The sequence below is a fragment of the Thermococcus sp. JCM 11816 genome, assembly GCF_055396515.1.
The window spans coordinates 1,559,395-1,571,686 of the sequence record NZ_AP043741.1; the positions used below are offsets into that span (position 1 = coordinate 1,559,395).

Below are 12,292 nucleotides of genomic sequence, written 5' to 3' on the forward strand. Positions count from 1 at the left end.
GTTACAGAGGCAATATGCATTTATTTTCCTGTTATAGTACCATATTCACTCAATTTTCAGGTTGATAAGTTTTAATGTGTGTTTTACATTATTATGCATTTATCATCACAATATTTGACTAAAAAACTTCTGTTTGATCAGTTCAGTTTGGGGATATCCGGTGGCTTCTTTCTCAGAAAAGAAGGCCTGCGAGGAATTGTAACCTGTGCAACCTTTGAGATGTAACCTGATTCATAACTTAGTATACTCTGTTGCTAAAAGTTTTCCACTGGAAACATTCTTTACATTTTCTGTCTCTTCGCTAAATAGAAAGCCACAGCACTATCCACCCACTTGCTCACGCTAAGGTCAAGTTTTTCTGCCCATGCCTTTATCCTTTCATGATTCATCTCGCTCACTGAAAAAGTTCTTAGTGTTGTAACATCACCAGATATAAAGTCAGCATACTGCCGTAAAAACTTCTTAAATTTGTCTAAATGTTTTATTGAAAAGTTCAAAGCCTTAATAATCACCTTAATCATTGCAATGTCATTTTTCTCTGAGTACTCCTTTAGTGACCTGTATGTTTCAACATGCATGAGAACATTCAATTTTTTGTATTCCTTTTTTCCCATAAGGTCACCACCATTAGTAATAGAACACTAAAATGACTTAAGGCATTAGAAAAGGTTATTTACTTACCTTATTACACTCATAGGGTGGTGGAGTATAATGAACAAGGAAGTCCCCTTAACTACCTTCATCAAAAAACCTAATTCTGGAAAATCAAAATCAGATGAAACTAAAACAGAAAAAAGAGTTAACACAGCGGCAGACTTGACGGATAAAGAGCAATTAAAAACTTGGCTCTGGGATGCAGCGAATATTTTAAGGAATAGAGTTGATTATATGCCGTACATATTAACCCTTCTGTTCTACAAGAGACTGTCAGACGTATATGAAGATGAGTACTGGGAGGTCTATGAGAGGATCTTTAATCAGATGAAAGACAAGCTTGGCGAGGAAAAAGCCAAGAAGATTGCTGAGATCGAAGCTAAGAAAAAGAGTTGGCACAAGTATCAGATACCAGAGGATTGCCTTTGGGAAAAGGTCAAGAACACTCCTGTAAACATTGGTGAGAAATTGAATGAGGTTCTTATGAAAATTGAAGAACACAATGAAAGCCTTAGGGGACTTCTGACCAGAGTAGATTTCAACAAGAAAGACGTACTCCCAGATCAAAAACTTAGACAATTGATTGACCACTTTGATAAATACAGGATTGGAAAAAATGTCAGCCCCGACATTCTTGGTGAGGCTTATGAATACCTTATTGAGCAGTTTGCTATGACTAGCGGAAAGAAGGGTGGGGAATTCTTCACTCCCAAAGAAGTTGTTAAAGTCCTTGTTAGAATTCTTGACCCCAAGGATTATGAGGAAATTTATGACCCTGCATGTGGGACTGGGGGCATGTTAATAACTGCCTACTATCACATAAAAGAGAACGGCGGCGATATCAAAAAGGCAAAGTTCTACGGGCAGGAAGTCAATGACATGACTTATGTAATTGCAAGAGTGAATATTGTTGTCCATGATATCAAGAATGCTGACATAAGGCACGGGGACACATTCTTTGAACCCAAATTCACTGAGGGTGGACGGCTAAAGAAGTTCGATGTGGTATTGGCTAACCCTCCTTGGAATGACAAGAACCTTAAGGGTTTAGAAGAGGAAATTAAGAAAGTTCCCTTCAGTGCAGAGAGGTTTCCCTTTGGGATACCCCCACTGGGGACCTCAGCGGACTGGCTGTGGATTCAGCACATGCTTGCAAGTGCGAGGGATGATACTGGGAGAGTGGGTGTGGTAATTGACAATGGTGCCCTCTTTAGAGGGGGGAAGGAGAGAGACATTAGGGCGGAGATTGTGGAAAAAGACTGGATAGACACTATAATTGCGCTTCCTGAAAAGTTGTTTTACAATACTGGAGCTCCCGGGGTTTTGATAATATTTAGAAAGAACAAGCCTGAGGAGAGAAAGGGCAAGATACTATTCATTAATGCCAGTCAAGATTATGAAGAAGGTAAGAGACAGAACAAGCTTAGAACTCAGGACATTGACAAGATTGTGAACGCATATAATGACTTCAAAGACATCGAGGGGTATGCAAGGGTTGTCAGTCTAGAAGAAGTAAGGAACAATGACTATAACCTGAACGTCACTCTGTACGTGACACCTATCATTGAGAGGGATGAAGTTGATATAAGGCATGTGTGGAACAAACTTGAGGCCCTCGAAAAGGAGAGAAGTTCACTTAAGGCAAAGATAGAAGAATACCTTAAGGAGCTTCAGGTGATTTAATGTGTGGATTTTTTGATATTATTCACATTTTATTTATCTTGAATCTTTCATCGCATTAGGGATCCCCTAAAAGGTGATACTAGGATGGAAGAGAAACCAACATTACTCACAAGCCTGTGGCTTTTCCTTAGTTCATACATACCCTTATGGCTTATACTGCTAATTCAGACATATGATGGAATAACAGGACTTCACACAATATTTTTTGGTTCGCTGACTGTATTTTCCCTATTCTCACTGCTTCTCTTTTTAAGAGTGGCAAGGCGGAAACTAAATGTTGGTGGAAGTGAGAGGATTTGCGATGATTTTATTGTTATCGATGAATATCAGGAAATGAATCATATATACCTAGAATATCTGATCACGTACGTTGTCTCTATGATGGCCTTTATCCCGAAAGATCAAGGAGTAAGAAATGTCCTGACTTTTCTAGTGTTTATGTTCATGGTGTTCACGTTTTACCTTAGGGCAAATCTCATCTATGCAAATCCCGTGCTGGGTGCATTAGGGTATAATCTGTTTAAAGTAAAGAACAGAGAATCGGATCATTGGGTAATATTAATAACTAGAAAAGACAAAATACTACTTGCGGATAAAACTAACCCAGAGAGAATTTGTGTATCAAGCCTGTCAGGTAATATATATCTGGAGGTCGAAGACTGATGGGTGATGAGAGTGAGAAGAGCTGGGCTCTTGCCAGAGGATCGACAATCATAACTCTAAAGAAATTCCACTCACGGATTAATGAAGTTAGAGACATGACAGTTGATGTGTATCTTGTGGAAAATACCGGTAAAAGAACAAAAGACCCAAGAGCTTGGTTTAAAACACACAATCTAGTTCTCCCCAATAATTACAAGAGAAAAATTGTAAAGTTATTCAACCAGAGATTCTCGAGAGTTATCAACAAAGTATCAAAAGATGAGACCGAGTTTACAAACTTTTTTGACTATAACAGGCCCTTTTCAGGGGGAGTTGTCAGATATATTGAACCTTCCCATATTCCCGGATTTGGGGTAATATGGAACCAGATAAAGCAAGGGGGTTCTGTATCTTCGACATCAGCTAGGAGTGTGAAATCCATTGTTGGTTATGTTCTTGATATACAGTTCAAGGAGGGGGGTAGGGTCGCCTTTTTTGTAAAGAATAGAAGGTCATTCATTCTCAAGAAGAACAGCATAATGGTGGGATTGTTTAGAAAACAGTTATCAATAGCAACTGATGATTATACCTCTATCCCCCTAGCAATTGATTCAATATACTTTGAGTTCCCAGATAGTGACAATGATGGATGGTTGCTGGTGTTGAACACAAGATACTTTGAATCATTCTTCAAGTACTATGAGCACTACAAGCAAATTACTCAGGAAACAATATCAAAACTCAGGGAGTCTGGCCTTATCGAATTTGAAAATGAGGAGAAGATTATGAAGTATGCTCTCAGTACTGTGACAATATTTAGAACACTAACACAACTCCAAAAGAGCAAGTTTTTCAGCTTCATAACAGATGACGGAATTGACACAGATTCAGAAAGATACAAAAATTTTGTCAATGATTTGCTAGACCAGCTGGATGTTCTTAAGGCAAAGGAGAGGCCGAACCTTAAGGTAACTGAAGATGGGGAACACATCAAAATTAAGATTGAGGACAAAAAGGGCCTGAAGCAGTTCATAGAGATATGTCAAGAGAAGTACATAGCAAGTGTCGGTAAACGGAGTGGGGTAGTAAGATTTTATGAAGTTAAGGGTGGCGTGAAGGAACTTAAGCAAGTCCCCCTTGATGCATGGTTACGGGCAAAATCAGAGGGTGAGTCTTCATGACTGGTGAATTCAAGGAGACACCAATTGGGAAGATACCTAAGGAGTGGAACGTCTTTGAGTTAAAAGAAATCGCAAATGTAAAATATGGAAAGGCTATTCCTAAAAAAGGAGGAGAGATTCCTGTTATTGGTTCCAGTGGCATTTATGCTTGGACAGACAGACCCTTAGTTGAATTTCCAACATTAGTGATAGGAAGAAAAGGAACTGCGGGAGCAGTACATTTAGTAGAAGTTCCCTCTTGGCCATCAGATACTACCTTTTACTTGGAATTTAAGAAGGATATTGATATTAAATACCTTTATTACCACATGAGTTTCTTCAAATTATCTGGAACCCATGCCCAAACAACGCTTCCAAGTCTTAAGAGGGAGTTTTTAGAACATTATTATGTGATCTATCCCCCACTCCCAGAGCAGAAGAAAATAGCCGAAATACTGTCCACAATTGACAAGGCAATCGAGAAAACTGATGCCTTAATCCATCACTACCAGCAACTCAAGAATGCCTTAATGCAAAAACTGTTCAGCGAGGGGATTGGGCATACAAAATTCAAGCCAAGTCCCTTAGGGCAAATTCCTGCTGAGTGGGATGTTGTTAAGATTGGGGATATAATTGAATTTGCCCAGTATGGACTCTCAATAAAGATGTATGATGAAGGGCAGTATCCTATTGTTAAAATGGATAGCATAATCAATGGAAAAGTCATGCCTGTAAATCTAAAATATGTGGATTTAGATGAAGAAACATTCAACAAATTTAAATTGGAAAAAGGAGATATATTGGTCAATAGGACAAACAGTTATGAGCTTGTTGGCAAGACGGGGATCTTCATGCTTGAGGGAGACTATGTTTTTGCTTCATATCTCATTAGACTTCGGCCCAAGAAAGATATTGTTGACTCGGCCTTTTTGACATATTACCTGATACTGTCTCAAGACAGGCTAAGGCAAATTGCAACTAGGGGAGTAAGCCAAGCTAATATTAATGCCACCAATCTGAAGAAATTCCTAGTACCCCTACCACCACTTGATGAACAAAAGAAAATAGCCCAGATTCTTATGACAATTGATAATAAAATTGAGGCTGAGATAAAGACAAAAGAGGAGCTTGAGAAACTCAAGCTAGGTATGATGGACAAACTTCTCACGGGAAAAGTTAGGGTTAAGGTGGGTGAGAAAAGTGGATAAGCTCGACCCGAAAATGGAGAATCTGCTTGAGATATTAAAACAGGCCGAAGAAGGGAAATTAGTCCTTCCCCAGTTCCAAAGGGACTTTGTATGGTCAAAACAGAACATTAAGGACTTGCTGGTCTCACTTCTCAATGGTTACTTTATAGGTACCTTCCTCTTCCTTAGAACGGATCCTACCAACCCCCCATTCACGTGGAGGCCAATCCAAGGTGTTACTCTACCAGTTGACAGAGATGGGAAGTACATTGCAGAGCCAGAGGGTATGATCCTCGATGGCCAGCAGAGGATAACCTCTCTTTACTATGTATTCTATGCACCGCCAAAAGAAGTTGTTACACCGAAATATACTAGCAGAAGGTATCTCTTCTTCTTAAAGCTTGAAGAATTGGAGAGGGGCAATGTTGAGGATGCTGTGTTCAGTGTGAATGAAGATGATGCTAAGAAATACGGGTATATAAATAAAAATTACCAGTTTGAAAACAAAATAGTGCCCTTCACGGAGCTTTCAAGCAAGCTGAAGTGGAAGAACTGGATCGAGAAATTTAAGAAATATCACCGGGAGAAACAAAAAAAGATAGCAAGACAGAGAACTAATGATGTTGATGTAATTTTGCAAGAACTGGACAGGATTGAGTATGAGATCGAAGAGAGAGTTAAAAAATGGGAGAATTACATTAACAAGCTCTTTGAGTTTAAGGTTCCAGTTTTGTACTTACCAAAAATTGAGGCAAATGATAAACAAAAACTCGGTGAGGTCTGTACAATATTCGAGAAGATGAACAGTACTGGAGTTAAGCTATCAGTCTTTGATCTCTTGACGGCCAGACTGTACAAAGATGATATTGATCTTCATAAAATATGGCAGGATACTGTTGATTCGTTTGAGAGTATCAGAAAGTTGTCCGAGGACAACCCGGATCTCTTTAAAGTGTTGTTACTTAGGGCATTAGGTCTCATGAGGGTGCTTAGGGACAAGGATAAAGACAAGGGCGAGAAGGAGATTAGTGATGTTAAAAACAGGTCTCTAATTAATCTGTCACCAGCGAATTTTGAAGAAGATTGGTGGACTATAGCAGAATACTTTAACAGAGCAATTGAGAGAGTTATGAGCACCAATCAAGATGGGTTTGGGGCATTTCTGCCAAAGTGGGTTCCATACAAACCCATGCTTCCAGTTTTGGCAACACTCCTATATTATGTGGAGGGCACCAAAGAATTATCTCCAATGGAAAAGAGCAGAGCTTACACACTGATAAAGCAATGGTACTGGAGTTCGGTATTCACCGAGAGATACAGTAGTGCCGTTGAGTCAACGTCTCAGAGTGATACATTAGAACTGATAAGAGCTTTCAAAGAGCCTGAGTTTGTACCCTCAATGATCAATGAAGCTAGAACAAGAGTACCATCATTGAATTTATATGCAGTCTCAAGAAGTGGAAGCGCAATTTACAAGGGCATCATGAATCTGATTGCGCTAAACCATGCACGGGACTTCTTGCAAGTTGACGCAATAGAATTTCATAACCTAGAGGACCACCACATCTTCCCACAGGCATTTCTAAGAAAGCAAGGCCTTGGAGACAAAGATAAGTCAAAGATTAACACCATACTCAATAGAACCCTCATCAGTGATGAAACCAATAGAAGGATTTCGGCAACATCTCCAAAAGAGTACATCAACTGGATCCCCGGCGATGTAGAAGAGGTTCTCAAACCCCACTTTATTGACTCAGAGTGCATTGATGCGATGAGGAAGAATGATTATGATAAGTTCCTAGAGAGAAGGAAAACACTTATTCTAAATAAAGTGCAAGAACTCATAGGTGGGGGAGGGGAGAATGCCAACACCGGAGGAGCGGATATCTGAGTGTCCCTTTGTCAATATTCTCTCAAATGAACTTGGCTGGGAGTATGTGCCTCCTTCAGAATTGAAAAAGGAACGGGATTACAATTCAGCTCTCCTTAAAGACAGGTTGATAAGGGCTCTCCTTAGGATAAACGCTGGGAAGATAAGCGAGGAAGATGCAGAGCAGATAATTAAAAAGTTAGAATATCTCCCTCACACTATAGAGGGAAACAGGGATTTTCTGGAGATTTTGAAAAATGGCCTCTCTTTCAAGCCTAAAGGCTCGAAATTCCACAAGACGGTGTGGTTAATTGATTATGATAACCTCAAAAATAATGAATTCTTGGTGACTAGGCAGTTCTATATTAAAGAAGGTGAGAATAGGAGAAGACCAGATATTGTTCTGTTCATCAATGGGATTCCAGTTGTGGTGATTGAAGTCAAAAGTCCCACTACTGAAACTGAAACCCTTGAAGTCGCATACTACCAAATAAAAGATTATGAGTCCGCTGTTCCCAAGCTATTTGTCTTCAATCAGTTCAACATTATCTCCGATTGGACTGAAGTTCTTTATGCCCCAACCTTTTCAGATGCTCCTTTGGACATGTGGGGAAAATGGAAAGACCCTTATCCCTACAAACTTGATGTAACCTATGAGGAAGATCCCATTAGAGTAAGCGCTTATGGTATGCTATCAAAGGAAAATCTCATTGACATAATCAGGAACTTCATATTCTTTAGATATGAGAAAAATAAGCTTGTAAAAATAATTGCGAGATACATGCAATTCAGAGCCACAAACAAAATCCATAATAGAGTTCTCCGGACTTATATTGGTGAGGACAATAAAAAGACGGGACTCATATGGCACACCCAAGGTTCAGGAAAAAGTTTGACAATGTTTTTCACAGCGTGGAAATTGTACAGAACAGAGGAACTTGATAATCCCACTATTGTAATAGTTGTTGACAGGGATAATCTAGAACAGCAGATGTTTGAGACCTTCCAAAAACACAAGTTCAATGTCAAAAGGGCCTCCTCGATAACAAAATTAATCGAGATGTTGTACAATGATGAAAGAGGCATAATACTAACTACGGTTCAGAAGTTCCAAGAGCCTAGGGAATCGAGGGATAAGCAGAGGACAAGAAGGTACAGGGAAATGTTCGAGGCCTTAAAGAGTGGAAGCAGACCAATAAACAAGAGACAGAATGTTATAATTTTAACGGATGAGAGTCATAGGAGTCAATACGGTGTGTTGGCCATAAACATGAGAGCTATACTTTCAAATGCATTCATTTTTGGTTTTACTGGTACACCAGTAGCAAAGGATGAGAGGAATACTTTTGAAAAATTCAACCCTCCGGGCGAATTGTATTTGGACAGGTATTCAATTGAGGAGTCAATACGGGATGGATTCACAGTCCCAATTTACTATCAGTACAGAGGGGTCAAGTACAAGGTGGACAAGGAGTTAGCTGACAAGTTATTTGAATCAGAGTTCTGGATGCTAGATGAAGAGACCAAGAAGAAACTCCAAAAGAAAGTTGACAGGAAACTCTTACTTAAGCTTAGGAAAAGAATTGAGCTTGTTGCTAAGGACATTGCAGAGCACTATCAAAAATACATAGAACCTCTGGGCTTTAAGGGACAAGTGGTTGCAGTGAACAGATGGGCTTGTGCCTATTACAAAGAAGAACTGGATAAATATCTTCCTCCTGAGTGGAGCGAAGTAGTGTTTTCACCTAGGGATGATGATCCAGAGGAGCTAAGAAAATACCATAAGAGCAAGGAAAAGATTGAAGAAATTGTTGAGAAGTTCAGGCATGGAGATACTCCCAAGCTCCTCATTGTGACAAACATGCTATTAACGGGATTTGATGCTCCAGTAAATCAAGTCATGTATTTAGATAAACCTTTGAGAGACCATAATTTGTTACAAGCTATTGCCAGAGTAAACAGGCCTGCACCTAGAAAAGAGTTCGGACTGATAGTTGATTACAGTGGGGTGTTCGAGAATCTGGAGAAGGTTCTTAATTTCTATCAGGAGGATATCAAGGGAGTAGCATATAATTATGACTCTCTAAAAGAAGGCTTCAAGAACTTGTATAATGAACTTGTTGAATTTTTGGGTGGTATTGACCAGATTAATAAAAACACCCTCGATTATTATGTCATTGGCTACCTAAGAGATCCAGCTAAGGGCAAATTCTTTGAGGAGAAATATCAGCAACTTGCAAAATTGTTTGAGTTTATTTCCCCAGATCCCTTCTTGGTACCGTATCTTGACACTTATAAGAAAATAACTGCCATCTATAAGGCCTATGTGAGAAAATACAAAGGAAAGAAAGACAGAAAATTCAGGGAGTATTATAAGAAAACTGAAAAGATAATTGAGAGAAGCGTAGAAGCCAAAGAGATTGAGGATAAATTCCCCTTAATCAAATTTGATGTTGAGTACTTAGAAAAGCTATCATCAAAAATTGAGAATGGGGAAGCAGATGATTCAAAACTTATTGATCTTGCGGTGGTATTAAAGAGCTGGTCTGAGAGAAACAAAAACAAAGGGCCTGCATACCAAAAGTTATCTGAGAGAATTGAAAAACTAATAAAAAGAATCTATGAAAACGCCGAGAAGATAAAGGAATTCACTAAGCAACTTCATGAAGTATCTCAGGAAGTTATTGAAATTGAGAAGGAGCCCGTGAAATATGGTCTTAGTTCTGAAGAGTTCCTTCTAATGTCATTCCTTCATGAAAAATTGGGTGTTGATAAGCAGACAGCGAAGAAGTATGTACTCGAACTGAAAGAAGAGCTAAAAGACAAGATGTTCGAGGGATGGACTACTAGAGAGAGCGCTAAGGCTGAGGTCGAGCAGAGCGTCAGGCTGTTCTTATTGGTTAAACTGGCCGAAATGAATTTAGAGCCCAGCGAAATTGAGAAAAAACTAGATTCGATTCACAAGGAGTTCTTTGAACTGCTGGTAGAGAACTTTGATGAGGGCTGGAAGTGAGTGCAGAGACTTTCTCCTCTCTTCCAATTCTAATTGAAGTCAAAGACGTCAAGTTAGCTAGGATAATAATTAGGCCAGATGGCATTGTGAGGGTTGTGGTTCCTCCGGGATATGATGTGGAGCAACTATTATCCACCAAGAGAGAATGGATTCTTCAGCATATCTCACAAATAGAGCAGTATAAGAAAATCGCGTTGAGTGAGAACTTTTATCTCTTTGGGAAACCCGTTAGATTAGATTTCAAGTATCATAATAGTTGGGGTAGCAAGTTGGTTGTTCTAAATAACAAGGTTATTTTGTTCATCTCTGAATCTAGGAGAGGACAGGAAATTAGTGTTCTTGAGAAGGAGCTTAGAAAAATACTCAGAAATAAGTTGAATGTGATTTTGACCCAATATTCAAAACTTCTAGGAGTCAAATACAATAGAGTCTCAATAAAGAAGCACAAGAGTAAGTGGGGTAGTTGTTCAAACAAAAATAACCTTAACTTTAATCTGGCTCTTTTATCTCTCCCAGAGGATACCCTAAGGTATGCTGTCGTACATGAGCTTGTCCATTTGATTGAGAAAAAGCACACTAAAAAATTCTGGCTTATTGTTGGTTCATTGGTTCCAGACTACAAAAGACATGAAAAAATTCTAGAAGAGCATTGGCTAATTATTTGGAATAATGAGATCTGGAGAAAAATACTAGCTATTCCAGAGGATTGAGATTTATTAGGCAATGTTTTTATATTTCTGATGTGATTTCTGGTTGGTGATGAATATGGCAAAGTCGACAAAGAAGAAAACTGAGAGGCGAGCAAAACATAGTGTCTTTCTTGATGATAAGGCATTCAACAAGTATAAAACCCTCAAAGAGGCAATTACAAAAGTGACAGGTAGAAGGGCTGACAATTCAGCGGTCATCGACGCTCTTATCACACTAGTCGCAGAGAAGGAAATGTTTGATGATCTAATTGGAGTCTATCAGAAGAAACTCGCTGAGAGAAAAAACATTAAGGAAGAGACCAAAGTGGATATATCCAAATACATTGAACTCCTTAAGTCTTGACCTTTTTCCTCTCCTTAACTATCGGAAGGGATTGAGTTAATTTGTGAAATATCTATCGGCAATTATCCAATATCACCACGCTCCTTACCATAATTTATATAGTGTTTATCACCAAAATGCATGACAAAATGGAATCATAAATCTGATATTAATGTATGTAGATGAATCATAAAAGTGCTGAAAAAGCTTATATAAGTAGTGTTAGTTATATGATATTGGTGATAACTATGCAGACATACTATGTGATTTATGGAGTTGATGTGTTTGATGACTACATGAAACTGTTGTCGGAGGAAGAGTTCAACATAGTTAGCAATGCTCTGAACAAATTTATTGACAAAGATTGCGAACTTTGCGACCTTGTTACCCAGTATAATGTCCGCAATATCACAAACAATATACTCTATTATCTACCGGTTTTGCTGGAAAAGAGAGAAGTCAAAACTGATGAGAAAGTGTATCTTAATGAAAACATATCCCTAAAAAACATTGAAGAAGACAGTGAGAAAATCATCAATAGTATAATTGATAATGCAGGTCTAATTGGCAAAGTCGACATTAAGTTTCTCGGAAACTTCAAAGTCAGTAAATCAACAGTCTATATATACAGACTTAGAATTGCCGACTGATTTAATTGTTTATAATTTTTAAGGTTGAGATTTCAAATGGTTCGGAATTCGGATAGTAGTGGAGCTGGTGAATAATCCGTTTTTCTTTTCTGTGCGGATGTTATTAAAAGTTTATAAGTATTCTTTTATGAAAATGAGGGTGATGGCGTAAGGTTTTTAAGGTTTACAAATGTAGGCATGAGTGGAGCTGGTGAGGTGCGCTCGCACAACTTGAGTGTGTAAGCCCGTAGAGGGCTTATTTGCAAAAAAGTTGTGCATTGATGCACAAAAATTTAGGTGAACGGTGATGAGAAAGCACCTCCTCTGAGACCGGCGTGAGTGCTGAGACGCCCACGGTCTGAGTCCCTTCCCTTTATCATGGTCATTTAGCTGACCAAAATTCGTCTATATTGGTCATTCAA

General features: G+C 38.8%; 10 protein-coding genes. 9 read left to right on the plus strand and 1 reads right to left on the minus strand.

The window, feature by feature from the left end:
- Window positions 1–281: 281 nt before the first annotated feature.
- Window positions 282–614, minus strand: a complete 333-nt coding sequence (locus ACZ5TN_RS08775; protein ID WP_464916522.1) for a hypothetical protein — start codon at window positions 612–614, stop codon at window positions 282–284.
- Between the two features lie 97 nt (window positions 615–711).
- Between ACZ5TN_RS08775 and ACZ5TN_RS08780 the strand changes: the two genes are divergently transcribed.
- From ACZ5TN_RS08780 to ACZ5TN_RS08820, 9 genes are all read left to right on the plus strand, one after another.
- Window positions 712–2,337: a class I SAM-dependent DNA methyltransferase gene (locus ACZ5TN_RS08780; protein WP_464916523.1), complete on the plus strand. Its 1,626-nt coding sequence runs from the start codon at window positions 712–714 to the stop codon at window positions 2,335–2,337.
- Between the two features lie 84 nt (window positions 2,338–2,421).
- On the plus strand, window positions 2,422–3,000 hold the full coding sequence (locus ACZ5TN_RS08785; protein WP_464916524.1) for a hypothetical protein: 579 nt from the start codon (window positions 2,422–2,424) through the stop codon (window positions 2,998–3,000).
- On the plus strand, window positions 3,000–4,160 hold the full coding sequence (locus ACZ5TN_RS08790; RefSeq protein WP_464916525.1) for a Kiwa anti-phage protein KwaB-like domain-containing protein: 1,161 nt from the start codon (window positions 3,000–3,002) through the stop codon (window positions 4,158–4,160). The genes ACZ5TN_RS08785 and ACZ5TN_RS08790 overlap by 1 nt, the downstream gene beginning before the upstream one ends.
- Window positions 4,157–5,347, plus strand: coding sequence for a restriction endonuclease subunit S (locus ACZ5TN_RS08795; protein WP_464916526.1), 1,191 nt, complete (start codon window positions 4,157–4,159; stop codon window positions 5,345–5,347). The genes ACZ5TN_RS08790 and ACZ5TN_RS08795 overlap by 4 nt, the downstream gene beginning before the upstream one ends.
- Complete coding sequence (locus tag ACZ5TN_RS08800) at window positions 5,340–7,217, plus strand: GmrSD restriction endonuclease domain-containing protein (protein WP_464916527.1); 1,878 nt, start codon at window positions 5,340–5,342, stop codon at window positions 7,215–7,217. The genes ACZ5TN_RS08795 and ACZ5TN_RS08800 overlap by 8 nt, the downstream gene beginning before the upstream one ends.
- Window positions 7,174–10,209 carry a type I restriction endonuclease subunit R gene (locus ACZ5TN_RS08805; protein WP_464916528.1) on the plus strand — a complete coding sequence of 1,012 codons (3,036 nt, stop codon included), beginning with the start codon at window positions 7,174–7,176 and terminating at the stop codon, window positions 10,207–10,209. Before ACZ5TN_RS08800 ends, ACZ5TN_RS08805 begins: the two co-directional genes overlap by 44 nt.
- Window positions 10,206–10,919, plus strand: a complete 714-nt coding sequence (locus tag ACZ5TN_RS08810) for a M48 family metallopeptidase (protein ID WP_464916529.1) — start codon at window positions 10,206–10,208, stop codon at window positions 10,917–10,919. Before ACZ5TN_RS08805 ends, ACZ5TN_RS08810 begins: the two co-directional genes overlap by 4 nt.
- Window positions 10,920–10,965: 46 nt before the next feature.
- Window positions 10,966–11,262, plus strand: coding sequence for a hypothetical protein (locus ACZ5TN_RS08815; protein ID WP_367884809.1), 297 nt, complete (start codon window positions 10,966–10,968; stop codon window positions 11,260–11,262).
- Window positions 11,263–11,480: 218 nt separating this feature from the next.
- Window positions 11,481–11,891, plus strand: coding sequence for a hypothetical protein (locus tag ACZ5TN_RS08820; RefSeq protein ID WP_367884810.1), 411 nt, complete (start codon window positions 11,481–11,483; stop codon window positions 11,889–11,891).
- Window positions 11,892–12,292 lie beyond the last annotated feature (401 nt).